The 17,376-nt window shown below is 73.0% G+C and carries 17 protein-coding genes; 8 read left to right on the top strand and 9 right to left on the bottom strand.

Annotated features, from left to right (window positions below):
- The first annotated feature begins 13 nt into the window (after nt 1-13).
- Nucleotides 14-604 (top strand): nitroreductase family protein, encoded by a 591-nt coding sequence (locus HNR13_RS03325; protein WP_179604435.1) that lies wholly within the window; start codon nt 14-16, stop codon nt 602-604.
- A gap of 71 nt (nt 605-675) precedes the next feature.
- On the opposite strand, the gene HNR13_RS03320 is transcribed toward HNR13_RS03325, so the two are convergent.
- Together HNR13_RS03320 and HNR13_RS03315 are read right to left on the bottom strand one after the other, a co-directional pair.
- On the bottom strand, nt 676-1,725 hold the full coding sequence (locus HNR13_RS03320) for a zinc-dependent alcohol dehydrogenase family protein (RefSeq protein ID WP_179604434.1): 1,050 nt from the start codon (nt 1,723-1,725) through the stop codon (nt 676-678).
- A 63-nt stretch (nt 1,726-1,788) separates the two neighbouring features.
- Nucleotides 1,789-5,646 carry a beta strand repeat-containing protein gene (locus tag HNR13_RS03315; RefSeq protein WP_179604433.1) on the bottom strand — a complete coding sequence of 1,286 codons (3,858 nt, stop codon included), beginning with the start codon at nt 5,644-5,646 and terminating at the stop codon, nt 1,789-1,791.
- A gap of 177 nt (nt 5,647-5,823) precedes the next feature.
- On the opposite strand from HNR13_RS03315, the gene HNR13_RS03310 reads away from it, so the two are divergent.
- Genes HNR13_RS03310 through HNR13_RS03285 form a run of 6 tightly spaced genes read left to right on the top strand, consistent with a single transcriptional unit; the run spans nt 5,824 to nt 8,585 of the window.
- Nucleotides 5,824-6,264, top strand: coding sequence for a DUF6916 family protein (locus tag HNR13_RS03310; protein ID WP_179604432.1), 441 nt, complete (start codon nt 5,824-5,826; stop codon nt 6,262-6,264).
- Nucleotides 6,264-6,728, top strand: a complete 465-nt coding sequence (locus HNR13_RS03305; protein ID WP_179604431.1) for a GNAT family N-acetyltransferase — start codon at nt 6,264-6,266, stop codon at nt 6,726-6,728. The genes HNR13_RS03310 and HNR13_RS03305 overlap by 1 nt, the downstream gene beginning before the upstream one ends.
- On the top strand, nt 6,725-7,024 hold the full coding sequence (locus HNR13_RS03300; protein WP_179604430.1) for a DUF6916 family protein: 300 nt from the start codon (nt 6,725-6,727) through the stop codon (nt 7,022-7,024). The genes HNR13_RS03305 and HNR13_RS03300 overlap by 4 nt, the downstream gene beginning before the upstream one ends.
- Nucleotides 7,021-7,530 carry a phage tail protein gene (locus tag HNR13_RS03295; protein WP_179604429.1) on the top strand — a complete coding sequence of 170 codons (510 nt, stop codon included), beginning with the start codon at nt 7,021-7,023 and terminating at the stop codon, nt 7,528-7,530. Before HNR13_RS03300 ends, HNR13_RS03295 begins: the two co-directional genes overlap by 4 nt.
- 12 nt (nt 7,531-7,542) lie before the next feature.
- Nucleotides 7,543-8,040: a phage tail protein gene (locus HNR13_RS03290; RefSeq protein ID WP_179604428.1), complete on the top strand. Its 498-nt coding sequence runs from the start codon at nt 7,543-7,545 to the stop codon at nt 8,038-8,040.
- Nucleotides 8,041-8,048: 8 nt separating this feature from the next.
- Nucleotides 8,049-8,585 (top strand): phage tail protein, encoded by a 537-nt coding sequence (locus HNR13_RS03285; RefSeq protein WP_179604427.1) that lies wholly within the window; start codon nt 8,049-8,051, stop codon nt 8,583-8,585.
- A gap of 44 nt (nt 8,586-8,629) precedes the next feature.
- Here the strand turns inward: HNR13_RS03285 and HNR13_RS03280 are convergent, their stop codons facing one another.
- Nucleotides 8,630-10,783 (bottom strand): ATP-dependent Clp protease ATP-binding subunit, encoded by a 2,154-nt coding sequence (locus HNR13_RS03280; RefSeq protein WP_179604426.1) that lies wholly within the window; start codon nt 10,781-10,783, stop codon nt 8,630-8,632.
- 100 nt (nt 10,784-10,883) lie between these two features.
- On the opposite strand from HNR13_RS03280, the gene HNR13_RS03275 reads away from it, so the two are divergent.
- A complete protein-coding gene (locus tag HNR13_RS03275) occupies nt 10,884-11,252 on the top strand; it encodes a hypothetical protein (RefSeq protein ID WP_179604425.1) in 369 nt (122 codons plus the stop codon).
- A gap of 156 nt (nt 11,253-11,408) precedes the next feature.
- Here the strand turns inward: HNR13_RS03275 and HNR13_RS03270 are convergent, their stop codons facing one another.
- From HNR13_RS03270 to HNR13_RS03245, 6 genes are all read right to left on the bottom strand, one after another.
- Nucleotides 11,409-12,071, bottom strand: coding sequence for a copper resistance CopC family protein (locus tag HNR13_RS03270; RefSeq protein ID WP_179609094.1), 663 nt, complete (start codon nt 12,069-12,071; stop codon nt 11,409-11,411).
- Between the two features lie 2 nt (nt 12,072-12,073).
- Complete coding sequence (locus tag HNR13_RS03265) at nt 12,074-12,859, bottom strand: YcnI family copper-binding membrane protein (protein ID WP_179604424.1); 786 nt, start codon at nt 12,857-12,859, stop codon at nt 12,074-12,076.
- A gap of 84 nt (nt 12,860-12,943) precedes the next feature.
- Complete coding sequence (locus tag HNR13_RS03260; RefSeq protein ID WP_179604423.1) at nt 12,944-13,597, bottom strand: hypothetical protein; 654 nt, start codon at nt 13,595-13,597, stop codon at nt 12,944-12,946.
- A gap of 135 nt (nt 13,598-13,732) precedes the next feature.
- Nucleotides 13,733-15,250, bottom strand: a complete 1,518-nt coding sequence (locus HNR13_RS03255) for an APC family permease (RefSeq protein ID WP_179604422.1) — start codon at nt 15,248-15,250, stop codon at nt 13,733-13,735.
- 136 nt (nt 15,251-15,386) lie between these two features.
- A complete protein-coding gene (locus HNR13_RS03250) occupies nt 15,387-16,082 on the bottom strand; it encodes a GNAT family N-acetyltransferase (protein WP_179604421.1) in 696 nt (231 codons plus the stop codon).
- 162 nt (nt 16,083-16,244) lie between these two features.
- On the bottom strand, nt 16,245-17,360 hold the full coding sequence (locus HNR13_RS03245) for a class I SAM-dependent methyltransferase (RefSeq protein ID WP_343063434.1): 1,116 nt from the start codon (nt 17,358-17,360) through the stop codon (nt 16,245-16,247).
- Nucleotides 17,361-17,376: the final 16 nt, after the last annotated feature.

Genomic DNA, 17,376 nt, shown 5'->3' with positions numbered 1-17,376 from the left:
AGGAGATCCCCTCATGTCGCTGACCGACACCGTCACCCGCACCGCCGACACGTCCTTCCCCCTGCTGCCCGCGCTCGCCGAGCGCTGGAGCCCGCGCGCCTTCGACGCCGAGGCCGTGATCGACCAGGACAAGCTGACCGCCGCCCTCGAGGCCGCGCGCTGGTCGCCGTCCGCCAACAACTCGCAGCCCTGGCGCTTCATCGTCGCCCGGCGCGGCAGTGCGGCGTTCGACACCATCGTGGCCAACCTGATGGGCTTCAACCAGGCCTGGGCCGGAGCCGCCGGCGCGCTGGTCGTCGCCCTCGCCGAGGTCGCCGACGCCGAGGGCAACGAGCGCCGCTGGGCGACCTACGACGTCGGCCAGGCGGTCGCGCACTTCAGCGTCCAGGCCCACCACGACGGCCTCCACACGCACCAGATGGGCGGCTTCGACGCGGCCGGCCTGCGTGCGGCGTTCGACATCGACGAGCGCTTCGTTCCGGTCTCGGTGACCGCCGTCGGCATGCTCGGCGACGCGGAGGCGCTGCCGGAGCCGCTCCGCGAGCGCGAGCTCGCCCCGCGCACCCGCAACGCGCTCGACGAGGTCCTGCTCGTCAACGCCTGACCCGTCCCGCCCCGCACACGAAGGAGGGCACGTCGCGAACGCGACGTGCCCTCCTTCGTTTTCCGCGAGCGCTAGGGGCGCACGAGGGTCTTGATCGCGCGGCGCTCGTCCATCGCGGCGTACGCCTCGGCGATGTCGGTCAGCGGCAGCTCCAGGTCGAAGACCTTGCCCGGCTCGATCGCGCCGGACCAGACGTCCTGCAGCAGCTCCTCCACGTAGTTGCGGACCGGAGCGACGCCGCCGTTCACGCCGACGTTGCTGCTGAACAGCGCGCGGATCGGCAGCTCGGCCCCGCCGTTCGGGACGCCGACGTAGCCGACCATGCCGCCGGGGCGCGCGGAGCGGATCGCCTGGTCCATCGACTCCTTGGTGCCGACGGCCTCCAGGACGCAGTCCGGGCCGATGCCGTCGAACAGCTCCTTGACGGCGGCGACGCCCGCGTCGCCGCGCTCGGCGACGATGTCGGTCGCGCCGAACTCCCGCGCGAGCGCCTGCCGCGACTCGTGCCGGGACATGGCGACGATGCGGGAGGCGCCGAGCCGGGCGGAGGCGAGCACGGCGCACAGGCCGACCGCGCCGTCGCCGACCACGACCACGGTGCTGCCCTCGGTGACGCCCGCCGAGACGGCGGCGTGGTGGCCGGTGCCCATCACGTCGGACAGGGTGAGGAGGCTGGGGATGAGCTCCGGGCGCGGGTACTCCGGGGTCGCGACCAGGGAGCCGTCGGCGTGCGGAACGCGCACCTTCTGGCCCTGGCCGCCGTCGGCGAAGCCGCCGAGCTGGTCCTCGGCGCCCCACCAGCCGCCGTGCAGGCAGGAGGTGCTGACGCCGTTCTTGCAGTTCACGCAGGTCATGTCGCAGTCGTAGAACGGGGCGATGACGAAGTCGCCGACGGCGATGGTCCGCACGTCGGGGCCCACCTCCTCGACGACGCCGACGAACTCGTGGCCGATGCGGCGCGGGGACGCGGTCGGCGTCACGCCGCGGTAGGGCCACAGGTCCGACCCGCAGACGCACGCCGCCACGACGCGCACGATGGCGTCTCCGCCGGTCGAGAGGACGGGGTCGGGGACTTCTTCGAGGCGCACGTCGCGCTCTCCGTGGATGATGGTCGCAAGCATGCGTCCGAGCCTACGCCCGCCGGGTGAACAGTCTCCGGGGTGCCGGATCACGCGTCCGGGAGGCTACGCCCGCCGCGCCCGCCTGCGAACCAGCAGCAGCGCGCCCGCGGCGAGCAGGGACAGCGCGAGCAGCGCCACCGGCGTCACATCGCTGCCCGTCGCCGCCAGACCGCTCTGCGCGGCAGTGGACGCGCCGGAGCCGGATCCGGCCGCCGAGCCGGAACCGCCGGAGCCGCCGCCTCCCGTCCCGGTCGACGCGCCGGGCAGCTGGATGTCGGTCCGCAGCACGCGGTCGCTCCCGTCCGGCGCCGTGCCGACCGCGACCAGCGAGTGCGCACCCGTGTAGCCGGCGGGGATGACGACCGTCGCCGTGGCGACGCCGCTGCTGTCCGCGTTCACCGTCGCGAGCGCCACCGGGCTGGAGTAGATGCCGAAGGTCACCGGGGAGTCGCCCGCGAAGCCGGACGCGGTCAGCGTGACGGACTGGCCGGCGACCGGCGAGCCCAGCACACCGGCGACGGGTCCGTCCGGCGCCGGGGGCAGCAGCGGGAGGCTGAGCGCCGGCACGTCCGCCACCGTCACGCTCAGGGTCTGGGTCGCGCCGCCCGCCGTCAGCGTCACGGTGCCGACGCCCGCCGGGTCCAGCGTGATCCCGGTGATCGTCGCGGTGCCGTCGCCGTTGTCGTGGAAGGCCAGCCCGGACGGGAGGGTCCCGCTCAGGGCGATCGCGCCGACCGCCGGGTAGGCGTGCCCGGTGACGATGCGGAAGTCGACGTCCACGCCGCGCTCGACGGCCAGCGTCGCCGCACTGGTGAAGGCGGCGGCCTCGTTCACGGTGAGGGTGTAGCTCTGGGAGGCCGCGGGCGCCAGCGTGTTGGCGGCCGTGACGGTCACCGGGTAGACGCCTCCGGAGCCGGCGGCGGGGGTCCCGGTGAAGGAACCGGTCCCGTCGCCGTTGTCGACGAACCGCACGCCGGACGGCAGCGCGCCGGACACATGCAGCGCCGTCGCCGCAGGGTAGCCGGCCGTCGTGGTGACGGTGAGACCCCCCGCCGTCCCGGCCGTCAGCGTCCCCGCCGCCGCGCTCGTGATCGCCGGCGACTCCGCGACGGTCAGCGCGAAGCTCTGCGTCGCCTGCGGCAGGTAGCCGTTCGCCGCGGTGATGGTGAAGGTGTGGACGCCACCCGAGCCGGCGGGCGGGGTCCCGGCGATCGTCGCCGTGCCGTCGCCGGCGTCGGTGAAGCTCAGCCAGCCCGGCAGCGTCCCGCTCGCGGTGAGCGCGGCCGCGGGGATGCCCGAGGTCGTGACCCGGAACGATCCGGCCGTCCCGACCGTGAAGGTGGTCCCCCCGGAGCTGGTGATCAGCGGCGTCTGGCCGACCGTGAGCGCGGCGTCCGTGCTGACGGCGCCCGCCTGGTTGGTGAAGGTGGCGCGGTAGCGGTGGCCGCTGTCGGAGAGCGCCGCGGTGAAGCTCAGCGTCGGCGCGGTCTCGCCGGGGAGGTCCTGGTACGTCGCGCCGCCGTCGGCGGAGACCGCCCACTGCACGGTCGGCGCGGGGTAGCCGGACGCCGCGGCGGTGAAGGTGGCCGTGCCGCCGGTCGCGACCGACTGGTTCTGCGCGGCCGTCGTGATCGCCGGGAGCTGCTCGACGAGGAGGGTCAGGGAGGCCGTGACCACCGGCCCGACGCCGTTCGCGGCGGAGACGGTGAGCGCCGCGGTCTGGCCCGGGCCGGCCGGAGTGCCGGAGATGGTCGCCGTGCCGTCGCCGTTGTCGTGGAACGCGAGGCCCGCCGGGAGGGCGCCGATCACGCCGAGCGTCGGCACCGGGTACGCGTGCGCGGTCGTCACGGTGTAGCTGAACGGGACGCCGACCCGCGCGGTGGCCTGCGTGCCGCTGGTGAGGCGCGGCGCCTCCTGGACGGTCAGAGCGAACGACTGGACGGCGGGCGAGCCCTGGCCGTTGTTCGCGGTCAGGGTGAGCGGCGCCACGCCGCCGGCGCCCGCGGCGGGAGTGCCCGCGATGGTCGCCGTGCCGTCACCGTTGTCGTGGAACGTGACGCCGGCCGGGAGCGCACCGGAGACCGTCACGGCGGGATTGCTCGGACGGCCGCTGGTGGTGACCGTGAACGAGCCAGCGCTGCCCACGCTGAAGGTGGTCGCGTTGGCGCTCGTGAACGCCGGCGCCTGGTACACCGAGAAGGTGAGGGGCCGGGTGGCGTCGCCCGCCGCGTTGTGCGCGAGGATCGACACGGCGGTGTCCCCGGCCGGACCGGTCGGCGTGCCGGTGAACGATCCGGTCCCGTCGCCGTTGTCGTGGAAGACGAGACCGGCGGGCGCGGAACCGACGAGCGACAGCGTCGGCACCGGGTAGCCGGTCGCGGTCACGGTGGCCGTCGACGGGGTTCCGACGACGGCGGTGAGCGGGCCGGCGGTCGTGACGACCGGGAGCGCGTACACCGGCACGGCGAGCGTGGACCACCCGCCCGCGAAGGCGGCGCTGACGGTGGCACTGCCGGTCCGCGCCGAGGTGAACGTGGTCGAGGCCGAGCCGGAGGCGAGCGCCGTCGAGCTCGGCGACACGGACGCCCCGGCGATGCCGCCGACGCTCCACGCGACGGACAGGCCGGCGAAGGCGCCGAGGGAGCCGGCGGGCGGGGTCGCGCCGAGCGCGTCCACCAGCGAGGCCGTGACCTGAGTCATCGTCGCGGGCTGCAGCACCGTGGTCGGCGATGCCGCGAGGGCGAGCGTCAGGACCGGGGAGACGGTCACCGCGCCGGCGACTGTGTCGCAGCCGGCCCCGCCCGGCCCGCCGTTGCAGCCCCACCAGGACCGGGTCAGCGCGACGGAGCCGCCGATCCGGTCGACCGCGGCGCCGCCGTTGCCGGTGATCCGGTCGTACTGGCCGGTCAGCGTGCCGGAGGTCACCGACACCGCCGAGCCGTCTCCGGTTGTGCCGGTGTTGCCGGTGAGGACGGAGCTCGACACGTCGAGCGCTCCGCCGTCCAGCCAGACGGCGCCGTGGAACGCGCCGGTCCCGGCCGTGACGGTGTTGCCGCTGATCGTGGAGCCGCTGATCGACAGCGAGTTCCCGCCCGACGGGTCGCTGACGGCGATCGCCGATCCGCCGGTGACCCCGGTCGCCGTCGCGCGGTTGCCGGTGAACGTGCTGCCCGTGACGCTGAGCTTCTGGCCCTGCGTCCCGACGGTCTGGTAGTAGATCGCGCCGCCCGAGCCGACTCCGGCGTCGTTGTTCGTGAACGTCGAGTTCTGCACCACGAGAGAGCCGCCGATGAACTGCACAGCGCCGCCCGGGTTCGCGGTCGAGCCTCCGGTGGTGTTCGCCGCGTTGCCGGAGAACACCGAGCCGTTGATGGTGAGGGAGTCCGGCGCCGCGGGGTCCGGCGAGCCGCCGACCACGGCGCCGCCGCCGAACACGTTGTCCACGCCGCCGGTGACCGTGAGGCCCGCGAGCGTGACGCTCACGTTCCCGATCGTCTGGGGGTCGAGCAGGAACACCTGGTGCGTGCCGTCGCCGACGATGGTCGGCGCGGTCGTGCCGCCGTCGATGGTGATGTTCGCTCCCGCCCGGGTGCCCACCTGCAACGCACCGGAGTTCGCGGCCAGCCGGTACGTCCCCGCCGGGACGGAGACCGTCTGGGCGCCGCCCAGGTTGTTCGCCACGCAGATCGCGTTGCGCAGCGTCACCGGCAACGCGGTCGCCGTGACGTTGGGGTCGGTGCACGCGTTGTTGGCGTCCCCGTCGGCCGAGGTCCCCACGCTGATGGTCCCGGCCGCCTGCGCGGGAAGCGCCCCGCCGAGCAGCGCGGCCGCCAGCGCGGTCACCACGCCGATCGCGGCGAGCGGGAGGCGGCGACCGTACGTCGACGAGGGACGGGTCGACGGCACGGTCGTGTGCGGCATGGAGGTCGGGTCCCCTCGCGCGATCGGGTATGGGCAGGTCGATGCTATCGACGGCACGGCACGCCCGGATGCCCCCTCTCTGCGGGCCAGAGCGACAGCGCGCCCATGCCCTAAGCTCGCATCCATGCTCCGCGGAACCCGGCCGCGTGGAGCGAACCCGGCCAGGAAGGACCGACCGTGCCCGACGTGTCGCGCCGCGCTGTGATGACCACGGCGCTCGGCGGCCTCGGCGCGCTCGGCGCCCTCGGCACGGTGACGGGCGCAGCGGCCCCCGCGCTCGCCGGCGGCCTCCGCCGCGCGGCCGCGACCGCCGCCTCCCCTGCCGTGGTCGACCCCGTCCGCTCGCTCTTCGCGCCGGCCGTCGGGGGGATGTTCCGCGCCGACGACGGCGACCGCAGCATCGACCTCCTGCTGACCGCGATCGAGGACGTGCCGGGGGGCTCCCGGGGCGACGAGCACCGCTTCTCGCTCCTGTTCTCCGCGTCCGGCTTCGTCGCGTCGGACGCCATCTACACGCTGCGTCGCTCCGGCGTCCCGCCGGTCGACCTGTTCCTCAGCCCGATCGGCCCGCGTGGGATGACCCGCACGATGCAGGCCGTGGTGAACCGGACGGCGTGATGGCGCTGAGCACCATCGAGCTGCGGGCGGCGACCTCCGCCGATGAGGCGTTCCTGCGCCGGGTGTTCCTCGACGCCCGCCGGAGCGAGTTCCCCGGGGTGGCCGCCGCCGACCTCGACCCGCTGCTGGCGCTGCAGTACCGCGCGCACTCCGCCGACCGGCACGCCCGCTACCCTGACGCCGAGACGTCGATCATCCTCGACGACGGCGAGCCGGTCGGCCTGTTCACCGTGCACCGGGAGGGCGGACGCACCCACCTGGTCGACCTGGCCGTGCTCAGCGAGCGGCGCGGGCGCGGCATCGCCTCGACCGTGCTGGCCGGCCTCCTCGCCTCGCACCACCACGTGACGCTGACCGTCTGGGCGCTCAACCACGGTGCGCGCCGGCTGTACGAGCGGCACGGCTTCGCGGTGATCGCCGAGCAGTTCGGGTACCTCCTGATGGCGACGGAGGTCGACGAATGACGGCCGGGCATGCCGGCTGGAGCGCGGCCGCCGGGCGGCCCTTCCGCGCCACGGCGCCGGACGGGACGACGCACGAGCTCGTGCTCTCCCGCGTGAGCGACGTGACCGGCTCGGCCGGCTGGGTCTCGTACGCCCTCTCGTTCACCGCCGCGCCGGACGCGCAGGTCGGGCAGCAGACCTACGCCCTCACCGGCCCGGGGATCGCGGAGGACGTCTTCCTGGTCCCGTCCGGGCGCAGCGACGACGCGCTGACGCTGGACGCCGTCTTCACCGATCGCGACGAGGAGACCCCATGAGCCAGCCTTACGTCGGCGAGATCCGCATGTTCGCCGGCAACTTCGCACCGGTGGGATGGTTCTTCTGCGACGGCAGCGTGCTGCCGATCGATCAGTACCCCACTCTCTTCAACCTGATCGGCACGACCTACGGCGGCGACGGCACCAGCACCTTCCAGCTGCCGGACCTGCGCGGTCGGTTCCCCGTGCACCAGGGCAGCGGTCCCGGCGCGACCTTCTCGATCGGGCAGCAGGGCGGGTCGCCCTCCGTCACCCTCTTCACGATGCAGATCCCCCGGCACACGCACACCCCGCAGGCGGCCGCGAGCGCGACCACGGCGAACGCGGCGAACGCGTTCCCCGCCGGCTGGGCGGACGTGCCGTACAGCGCCGTCGACCCGACCGTCGCCCTCGCGCCGCAGCAGCTCTCCTTCGCCGGAGGCTCGCAGCCCCACGAGAACCGCCAGCCCTACCTCGCCGTCGGATTCATCATCTCGGCCTTCGGCGTCTTCCCGTCGCAGACCTGATCGGAGCACCGCATGGGCATACCGTACCTGGGCGAGATCCGCCTGATGAGCTTCAACTTCGCGCCGAAGGGCTGGGCGCAGTGCAACGGCCAGCTGCTGCCGATCAACCAGAACCAGGCGCTGTTCGCGCTGCTCGGCACGAACTACGGCGGCGACGGAATCCGCACGTTCGGCCTCCCGGACCTGCAGGGCCGGGTGCCGGTCGGCGTGGGGACGGCGTATCCGCTCGGGCTGCGATTCGGCGAGTACGCGCACACCCTCACGGTCCAGGAGATGCCGGCCCACGTGCACGGGGCGTCCGTCGCCGCGACCGCGACAGCGACCGTCCCGAGCGGGACCGTCGCGCTGGCCCAGCCGGGGAAGGCCGCCTACGGCCAGACGGCGTCGGTGGCGATGAACCCGACCACGGTCTCCACCGTCGGCGGCAACCAGCCGCACGAGAACACCGCCCCGTACCTGACCGTCCAGTTCGCCATCGCGCTCACGGGCATCTTCCCCTCGCAGAACTAGGAGACCCGATGTCAGATCAGTTCGTCGGCGAGATCCGCCTCGTCGCCTTCACCTTCGCACCGACAGGCTGGGCGTTCTGCGCGGGACAGCTGCTGCCGATCTCGCAGAACGTCGCCCTGTTCTCGCTGCTCGGGACGACGTACGGCGGCAACGGCACCTCGAACTTCGCACTGCCGAACCTGCAGGGCAACACGCCGCTCGGCTTCGGCCAGAGCAACTACGGCGAGGACTACGCCGAGGGCGAGCAGGGCGGGGTCGCCCAGCTGGCGCTGCTCCAGAGCGAGCTGCCTGCACACACCCACGGCGTGCTCGCCGTGCCGGCGCCCGGCACGACGGGGAGCCCGTCCGGCGCCGCGTTCGCCGAGCCGCGGGTCGGCCGCCTCACCGAGGCGGCGTACGGCAGCCCGACCGCGCCGGGCCCGGTCCCGCTCAACCCCGGCGCCTTCGCGGCCGCCGGAGGCTCCCAGCCGCACAACAACCTGCAGCCCTCAGTCGCGCTGAACTACGTCATCGCGCTGCAGGGGGTCTACCCGGCTCGGTCCTGACCGCCCCGGCCGGGTCTTGATCGCGGCGGCGCCGCCCCGGCCCGCTACTCGCGGACGGGGGCGACGGCCAGGCGCTCGCCGGAAGGGTCCAGGTCGACCCGCACCGTGTCGCCGTCGCGGATCTCGCCCGCGAGCAGCTCGGTGGCGAGCCTGTCCTCGATCTCCCGCTGCATCAGCCGGCGCAGCGGACGCGCGCCGTAGATCGGGTCGTACCCCCGCTCGGCCAGCCAGCGCCGCGCGTCCGGCGTGACCGCCAGCTCCAGCCTGCGCTCCTCGAGCCGGCGCATCAGCCGGTCGATGTTGAGCTCCACGATCTCGCCGAGCTCCTCCTGGGTCAGCGCCGAGAACACGACGATGTCGTCCAGCCGGTTGACGAACTCGGGCTTGAACGCCTGCCGCACCATCTGCAGCACGGCCTCCTCGCGCTCGATCTCGTTCAGGGTCGGGTCGACCAGGTACTGGCTGCCCAGGTTGGAGGTCAGGATCAGGATCGTGTTGCGGAAGTCGACCGTCCGGCCCTGACCGTCGGTCAGCCGGCCGTCGTCGAGCACCTGCAGCAGCACGTCGAACACCTCGGGATGCGCCTTCTCGACCTCGTCCAGCAGGATGACCGAGTACGGACGGCGCCGCACGGCCTCGGTGAGCTGGCCGCCCTGCTCGTAGCCCACATACCCGGGAGGGGCGCCGACGAGCCGCGAGACGGAGAACTTCTCCCCGTACTCGCTCATGTCGATGCGCACCATCGCCTTCTCGTCGTCGAACAGGAACGCGGCGAGCGCCTTCGCCAGCTCGGTCTTGCCGACGCCGGTGGGGCCGAGGAACAGGAACGAACCGGTCGGGCGGCCCGGGTCGGAGATGCCCGCCCTGGTGCGGCGCACCGCGTCGGCGACCGCCTGCACGGCCTTCTTCTGGCCGATGATGCGGCGGCCAAGCTCGAACTCCAGGTTCAGCAGCTTCTCGGTCTCGCCCTGGGTGAGCCGGTCGACCGGGATGCCGGTCCACGCGGCGACGACGGCGGCGATGTCGTCGGCGGTGACCTGCTCGTTCACCATGCGCGGGTGGCTGTGCTCGGCCTGCTCCGCCTCCGCCAGCTCGCGCTCGATGTTCGGGATGGTCTCGTACTCGATGCGGGACGCCTCCTGGTAGCGGCCGTCGCGCAGCGCGAGGTCGCGGCGGGTCTTGGCCTCCTCCAGCTGGGAGCGCAGCTCGCCCACGCGGTTGAGCGCGGCCTTCTCGGCGCGCCAGCGCTCCTGCAGCTCCTCGAGGGTGGCCTCCTGCTCCTGCAGGCGCTCGCGGAGCTGCTGGAGGCGGTCCTTGCTCGCGTCGTCCTTCTCCTTCTTGAGCGCGAACTCCTCCAGCTTCATGCGCTCGACCTGGCGCTGCAGGGTGTCGATCTCCACCGGGGCGGAGTCGATCTCCATCTTGAGGCGGCTGGCGGCCTCGTCGATCAGGTCGATCGCCTTGTCCGGCAGCTGGCGCGCGGTGATGTAGCGGTTGGAGAGGGAGGCGGCGGCGACCAGTGCGGAGTCCTCGATGGTGACCCCGTGGTGCGCCTCGTAGCGGCCCTTGAGGCCGCGCAGGATGGCGACCGTGTCCTCCACGCTGGGCTCGCCGACGTAGACCTGCTGGAAGCGGCGCTCCAGCGCGGCGTCCTTCTCGATGAACTCGCGGTACTCGTTGAGCGTGGTGGCGCCGATCAGGCGCAGCTCGCCGCGGGCCAGCATGGGCTTGAGCATGTTGGAGGCCGCGACGGAGCCTTCCCCGCCGCCGGCGCCCATCAGGATGTGGAGCTCGTCGACGAAGGTGATGATCTCGCCCTCGGCGTCGTTGATCTCCTTGAGGACGGCCTTCAGCCGCTCCTCGAACTGCCCGCGGTACATCGCGCCGGCGACCAGAGCCGAGAGGTCGAGGGCCACGAGCTGCTTGCCCTTGAGCGAGTCGGCGACGTCGCCGGCGACGATGCGCTGCGCGAGCCCCTCGACGACGGCGGTCTTGCCGACGCCGGGCTCGCCGATGAGCACCGGGTTGTTCTTGGTGCGCCGGGTCAGCACCTGGCTGACGCGGCGGATCTCGGCGTCCCGCCCGATGACGGGGTCGAGCTTGCCGCTCTTGGCGATCTCGGTGAGGTTGATGCCGTACTGTTCGAGCGCGCTCTTCGCGTCCTCCTGCGTGGAGGGGGCGCCCTGCATGTTCGCCATACTCCTGGGTTTCCTTTCGAAGTCCTGTGACAAAGTTGAGTCTACTAAGCTCAAGTTTGGTTCTGCCAGAGGTATTCCGGACTGCACTAGCCTGACACTCATGATCGACCCGTTGGACGCGCGTGTGGTGCTGCTGGACGGTCCGACCGCCGCCACGCTCGCGCAGATCCTCCCCCTGCTCCTGCTGACCCTCATGGTCGAGCTGCGGCGCGTAGAGGTGCACCGGCGCGGCCGGGTCCGGGTGACGCGGACGCTGCTGGGGCTGTTCTTCCTGGTCTTCGGGATCGTGGAGACCGTGCTGGTCATGTCGATCGACGGCACGTTCATCCCGTTCGAGTGGACCGACCTGGCGCTGGCGCTGCTGATCTTCGGCCTGCTCAGCCTGCTCTTCTGGCTCTCGCTCCTGGATGCGCCGGGGCCGAAGAAGCGGGCGCGCGACGACTCGCGCGCCGAGCGTCCCCGTTCCTGACGTCGGCAGCGGAGGAGATCCCGGCCGACACGCCGCTGCGGAGCAGCCAGCGGAGGAGATCGGCGGCGCAGCACGGCCGAACTCCTCCGTTCCCGCGCCGGGCGGCGCCGGGGAGAACGGAGGAGTTCGGACGGAGGGAGGGGCCGGAGTCCTCCGTTAGCTGCGGTCGGACGGCGTGTCGGGCGCGGACTCCTCCGTTGCCGACGGCCGCCTCCGCGCCGTCAGCACCACGATCGCGACGCCGATCAGAGCCAGCACCACGATGCCGACCGCGATGCCGATGACCAGACCGAGGTTGTCGTCGCCCGCCTTGGTGGGCACGGCGGTCGACGCGGTCGAGGTCGGCGCCGCGGCCGCGGGGGCCGTCGCACCCGACTTCGCACAGCCGGGTGCGGAGCTGCCGGGAGCGGCGGACGTCCCCGCGGGCGGCCGGTAGGTGAACCCGTAGGACCCGGACACCGTGTGGCCGTCCGCCGAGACGACCTGCCAGTCCACCGTGTACGCGCCCGCCGCGCCGAGCGCGACCGGGGCCGAGACCGTGGTGTCGAGGATGGCAGGGCAGCCCGTCTCGAAGTGCCGGCCGGAGCCGTCCACCACCCGGAGGATCGCCGACGATCCGTCGCCGCCCAGGTCGAGCACCCGGTCGTTGAAGGTCAGCTTCACCTGGTCGAGCGGGTCGGTCTGGGTGGCGCCGCTCTGGGGCGACGTCTGCACCAGGTAGTCGTGCGCGCTCGCGGCGACGGCGGGCGCCAGCGCCAGCGCGGCCGCGGCCAGGACGCCGCCGAGCCCGGCGAGCAGGCGGGTGGTCGCACGGGGCATCGTCACTTCTCCGACGATACCGGTGCGGCCGCCCGCGGACGCCGGGTCGCCGCGAACACGGCGACGACGAGCGCGATGGCGCCGAGCGCGAGCCCGCCGATCCCGAGGCCGATCGCGACCGCGGCCGCGCCCGGCGACGCCGCGGCGCTGGCGGGAGACGGCGCGGCTCCGGAGGTGGCCAGCACGCCGGACGACCCGCTCGCGGCAGGGGGCGCGTCGTTGATGTAGACCGTCGGAGCCGGGTGCTCCGGCTCGGCGCCGGAGGCCGGTGTCTTCTCGTCCCAGTTCACGACGGTGCCGTCCGAGTAGAACTGGTGGGTCGGGAGCACGATGCGGCCGGTGTCGGGCATCGCGCCGGCGGAGATGACGAACTGCTGGAACTGGCCGGGCGCGATCTGAACTCCGGACGCGGCCGTCCAGATGACCTTGATCGGCGCCTCGGTGACCGTTCCGTCGTCGGTCTTGATCGGTGTGGCGAGCTTCTCGGTGACCACCTGCGTGCTCCACCCGGCGATGGGCTGGTACGAGACGGAGCCGAGCGGGGTGTCGGTCGGCAGGTCGACCTCCAGCTTCACCGTGCCGGCGGTCGCCGACTCGGTCGGGACCTTGAAGGTGAGGGTGGCGTAGCTGCCCGAGGCGGCCTGGTTCGGGCCGACGGTGACGTGCGCGCTGGCGGCGAGCGGGGACGCCAGCGCGAGAGCGATCGCGGCGACCGAGGCCGCGCCGGCGAGGCCGAGCGTGCGGGTGCGGGTGTGGAGCGCGTGCGTGCGCGCGGAAGTGCTGTTCATGGTTTCGTCCGGTTTCTCGGCCGCGACGGCGGCCGGGTGGGAGGGAAGTGAGCTGCCTCTGTCCCGGACGCGACGAGCGAACGCTCAGCCGGCCGGGACCACCACCCGCGGAGGACCCCGGTGCCGGAGCGAGCCGATCAGCGCGTCCACGCCCCGCAGGCTCGCGGGGACGGTGTCGATCGGCGTGGCGACGCGTCGCAGCGGCGCGGGCGCGACGGCGGCGACGCGATCGGCGAACCGGGTGAGCCGGAAGAACGCGAAACGTGCGACCGCGAGGAGGGTGCGCTCGCCGCGCAGCAGCACCGCGATGGTGAGGGCGGCGGCAGCGGCGTGGGCCAGCCACATCCCCGCGTCCTCGCCGAGGAAGGTTGGGCCCGCGATCATCCCCGCGGGCGCCATCCCCGCGGACGCCACCGCGGAGCCGGGCACCAGCGTCAGGTGCATCCCCGCGTGGAGGTGGCCGTCCGCCGGCATCCCGCTGAAGGTCGCGGACGGGCTCAGCGTGAACAGCGCGTGGAAGAGGAACTGGCTGACCGGCACGGCGAGCGCCAGCCGCCACAGCGCGACCCGCCTGCCGACCAGGACGATGCTCGCGAGGGACGAGAAGACCAGGCTGAGCGTGAGGGCCAGCGCGCTGGGCGCCTGGCCGCCTCCCGCCATGTGGAAGAGCGCGGCGACGAGGGTGGCGACGCCGGCGGCCGCGAAGCCGCGGACGACCCGGGATCCGCGCGCACTCATGGCCCCCACTCTACGCGTTGTCGAACTTCGGGCGCCGACGCGCCGGCAGCGCAAACGCGACCGCCGAGCATCCCAGGGGTGGGAGGATGCTCGGCGGTCGCGTCGGGTCGGGTCAGGACCGCGCTCGATTCGGGTTCAGAGCGCGGCAGGGTCCCTGTCGTCGATGTTCGCCGGCGCCTTCGCGTCGAGCTCCGCGGGGAGCTCGAGCGGGCGGCGGGTGTAGTACTCCTTGCCCTTCCGGTAGAAGAGCACAAGCGGGATGATGCCCACTGCGATCAGGCCGACGCCGAGGACGTTCACGATCGGGGTGTTCTGCGTGATCCCCATCACGAAGATCACGCCCATGAAGATCGCGCCCGCCAGCGGCCAGAGGAAGATCAGAAGGGCGTTCTTCACCGATTTGAACAGGACGCGGCGGTAGGCGACCACCACCGCGACGCCCGCGAGGGTGTAGTAGAAAGCGATCTGCATGCCGATCGACGCGATCGCGTTGGTCATGATCTGCCCGACCGAGCCGAGCAGGTTGGAGCCGACGAACAGGATGATCGAGACGCCGACGACGACCAGGGTCGCGAACGCCGGGGTCCGCCAGCGCGGGTGGATGCGGCCGAACGCCTTCGGGATGGTGTGGTCGCGGCCCATGGCGAACAGCGTGCGGGTCACCTGGATGAGCGTGGTCTCCAGCGTCGCGATGGTGGACAGCGCGACGGCCACGACGAGGATCTTGCCGCCGATGCCCGGCCAGACGGCGTCGCCGAGGACCGAGAGGATGTTGGCGCTGTTGTTCTCGATGGTCTTCGACGGCAGCATGATGAGCGTCGCGATCGTGAAGATCTCGAACAGCAGGAACACGATGACGATGCCGATGATGCCGGCGGAGCCCGCGTTCTTGTGGCCGTCCTTGGTCTCCTCGTTGAGGTTCGAGGAGACGTCCCAGCCCCAGTAGTAGAACGCGGCGATCAGCGCGGCCGAGACGAAGACGCCCTGGCCGGTCAGGTGGCTGAAGCCCAGCCAGTCCCACGAGAAGTTCGGGCCGGCGTGGCTGCTCGTCGCGGCACGGACGATCATCAGCACGGCGAAGAGGATGAGGATGCCGACCTCGATGACCGACATGATCCACTGCGCCCGCGCGGTCACGTGCACGCCGAACAGGACGCACGCCGCCATCACGAGGAACCAGATCGCACCGACGCCGGTGATCAGCCAGGCATTGTTCGCCTGGTCGGGCGCGAACAGCGTGACCGTCATCGCACCGGCCGGGAGGGCTCCCGCGACCATGAAGATCGTCGCCGAGATGACCAGCGCCCAGCCCGACAGGAAGCCGAGGATGGGGTGGAGGGCCCGGGCGACCCACGAGTAGGTGGCTCCGGCGTTCACGTCGGCGCGACCGAGATAGAGGAACGCCCACGCGATGCCGAGCATCGGGAGGCCGCACCAGAGCAGTGCGGCCGGCGCGCCGAGCGCTGCGGCGCCCACGAGCGTCGCGGTGGTGGCTGCGATCGAGTACGCGGGAGCGCTGCCCGCCACGGCCATCACGATGGAGCCGGCGGCGCTCACCCCGTCCGCCTGCAGTGCGTGCTTGTCTTCGCCCCCGCGAGGGTCGGCTCCGCGTTCGGGTGCGGCGGAGTCCGGCCGGGAATATTCCTGCGTCATTGCTCTCCCTGGCTAGGGTCGCGTATGCGACAGGGGGACGTTAGCAATTCCGGGACCCGAGGACAAGCTTTTTCGCCACGGAATCGGTCGTTAATGTGCTCGAAACAAACGGAAACCGAGGTAGTTGAGGGTCTACTCAGAGATTATCGACACTTTTCGTCCCGAACGGCGGCGTATCCGCAGACCCGCACGCCGGCTGGGCCGCTCGCAGCGCGGCGTCGTCCGCCTCCGCCAGCACGAAGGTCGCGCGCTGCGCGGTCGCTCCCGCGAGGCGGAAGCCCAACCGGAGCGCCAGTCGCGCCGAAGACAGGTTGGAGCGGTCCACCACCGCCGTCACCAGGCACGCGCCCACCTCGCCGAAGGCCAGGTCGAGCATCGCGCGAGCGGCTTCCGTCGCGTAGCCGCGGCCTCCCTCTGAGGTCAGCTGCAACCAGCCGATCTCCACGACCCGCGTCTCCGCGGCGACCGTACGCAGGTGCAGCGAGACGTCGCCGATCACGCGGCCGTCGTGCTCGACGGCCAGCACGAGCAGGTCTCCCGGCTCGGAGAGAGAGGTGTGCGTCGTGCGGGCGAGCAGGTGCTCGTGCGCCTGGCGGGGAGTGCGCAGCGGCCTGTCGAGCCCGCGGCGCACCTCCTCGTCGTCCTCGATGCGACGCCAGTCGGCGTCGTCGGTCGCCCGGTACGGCCGCAGCAGGAGCCGCGCCGTCCGCACCTCGCGAGCCACGACCGGCATCCCGAGCACCGGCGGGCTCCACAGCGCGCGAAGGCCGGACAGGCCGCGCATCAGGCCGCCGTGGCGCAGCGGGCGGGGGCGGCGCGGGAGAGAGGTCACGTCGGTCCTCCTCTCCTGCCTCGACGGTAGGACGGCGGTGCTATGGCTGGGCTGCGACCAGCGCGGCCCGCGTGAGAAGCCCGGAAGCGTCCCATAGCGGGCGCCCAGGCGGGCACAGGCGGGCGCACAGGCCGGCGCGCGGGGCCCGCGTGGCCCCGCGGGTCAGCGGCGCTGCGACGCGGTGACGGTGAACTTCGGGTTGCGGGCGACCTGTCGGGTCGGCCCGACCGCGCGCTCCAGCGCTGGGCGGTAGCCGAGGTGCGAATTCCAGACGGTCCAGAGCTCTCCGCCGGGAGCCAGCACACGGCCGGCGTCCGCGAACATCCGGTGCGCGATGCCGGTGTGCACCGCGCCGCCGATGTGGAACGGCGGGTTGAGCACGATGAGCTCCGCCGAGCCGTCGGGCTGGGCGGCCAGGCCGTCGTCGCGCACGACCGTCACCCGGTCGGCGACACCGTTGGCCGACGCCGTCGCGCGCGCCGACGCGACGGCCGCCGCCGACTGGTCGGTCGCGATCACGCGGAGGCCCGGCCGCGCGGTCGCGAGTGCCGCGGCCAGCACACCGGTGCCGCAGCCGAGGTCGATCGCCGTGGCCGCCTCCGGCATCGCGTCGCCGAGCACCGACAGCAGGAGCCGGGTGCCGATGTCGACCGTCGCCCCGGCGAAGGCCGCGCCGTAGGCGCAGACGTGGAGCCCGGTCTCCGCGTCGAAGGCGCGGTCCGGCCAGCGGTCCAGCGCCGTCGCCGCGGCGGGCTCCGGGACGCGCGCCGTGAGCACGCGCGCCTTCTGCCGGGCGAGGGAGGCCCGGACGTCGCCGAAGACCTCGCCCAGCACACCGTTCATCGCCGGGGTCATGTGCTTGAGCATCCCGCCCGCGTGGACGACGACGCGGGGGTCGGCGTGCTCGGCGGTGAGCGCGGCGATCTCGGCCAGCGCCTCCAGGTTCCGGGGCAGCCGCAGCAGGACCGTACGGGCTCCGGCGACGAGGGAGGCATCGAGCGGCCGGTGCTCGTAGGTCCCGCCGAGCCCGAGGTCATCCGCGTTGGCGTCGAGCGCGCGCTCGGCGGTCAGCGGGTCCTGGTGCACCCGGATGCCGCGCGCGCCGCGGGCGGCCGCGGCGAGGGTGAGCGCGCCGTACGCGTCCCCGATGACCACCAGGCCGTCCTCGAGGACGTCGTCGCCGGCGAGGTCGGCGAGCAACCGGTCGGCCGCGTCGGAGGCGAACAGGTTGGACGCCTCGACGTCGGGGCGCCGCCGCAGCCGCTCGTAGGGGAACACCCTGCCAGTCAACCAG

It is taken from the genome of Leifsonia shinshuensis, assembly GCF_013410375.1.
GTDB lineage: Bacteria > Actinomycetota > Actinomycetes > Actinomycetales > Microbacteriaceae > Leifsonia > Leifsonia shinshuensis.
Note: the sequence above shows the minus strand (reverse complement) of the source record. Positions and strands in the feature narration are given on the sequence as shown.

Bases quoted from the DNA above. Each gene is read 5' to 3' on its own strand.
- HNR13_RS03255 (WP_179604422.1), bottom strand. From the start codon at position 15,250: ATGACGCAGGAATATTCCCGGCCGGACTCCGCCGCACCCGAACGCGGA.
- HNR13_RS03320 (WP_179604434.1), bottom strand. From the start codon at position 1,725: ATGCTTGCGACCATCATCCACGGAGAGCGCGACGTGCGCCTCGAAGAA.
- HNR13_RS03295 (WP_179604429.1), top strand. From the start codon at position 7,021: ATGAGCCAGCCTTACGTCGGCGAGATCCGCATGTTCGCCGGCAACTTC.
- HNR13_RS03325 (WP_179604435.1), top strand. From the start codon at position 14: ATGTCGCTGACCGACACCGTCACCCGCACCGCCGACACGTCCTTCCCC.
- HNR13_RS03265 (WP_179604424.1), bottom strand. From the start codon at position 12,859: ATGAACAGCACTTCCGCGCGCACGCACGCGCTCCACACCCGCACCCGC.
- HNR13_RS03270 (WP_179609094.1), bottom strand. From the start codon at position 12,071: ATGCCCCGTGCGACCACCCGCCTGCTCGCCGGGCTCGGCGGCGTCCTG.
- HNR13_RS03285 (WP_179604427.1), top strand. From the start codon at position 8,049: ATGTCAGATCAGTTCGTCGGCGAGATCCGCCTCGTCGCCTTCACCTTC.
- HNR13_RS03275 (WP_179604425.1), top strand. From the start codon at position 10,884: ATGATCGACCCGTTGGACGCGCGTGTGGTGCTGCTGGACGGTCCGACC.
- HNR13_RS03260 (WP_179604423.1), bottom strand. From the start codon at position 13,597: ATGAGTGCGCGCGGATCCCGGGTCGTCCGCGGCTTCGCGGCCGCCGGC.
- HNR13_RS03305 (WP_179604431.1), top strand. From the start codon at position 6,264: ATGGCGCTGAGCACCATCGAGCTGCGGGCGGCGACCTCCGCCGATGAG.
- HNR13_RS03280 (WP_179604426.1), bottom strand. From the start codon at position 10,783: ATGGCGAACATGCAGGGCGCCCCCTCCACGCAGGAGGACGCGAAGAGC.
- HNR13_RS03300 (WP_179604430.1), top strand. From the start codon at position 6,725: ATGACGGCCGGGCATGCCGGCTGGAGCGCGGCCGCCGGGCGGCCCTTC.
- HNR13_RS03290 (WP_179604428.1), top strand. From the start codon at position 7,543: ATGGGCATACCGTACCTGGGCGAGATCCGCCTGATGAGCTTCAACTTC.
- HNR13_RS03315 (WP_179604433.1), bottom strand. From the start codon at position 5,646: ATGCCGCACACGACCGTGCCGTCGACCCGTCCCTCGTCGACGTACGGT.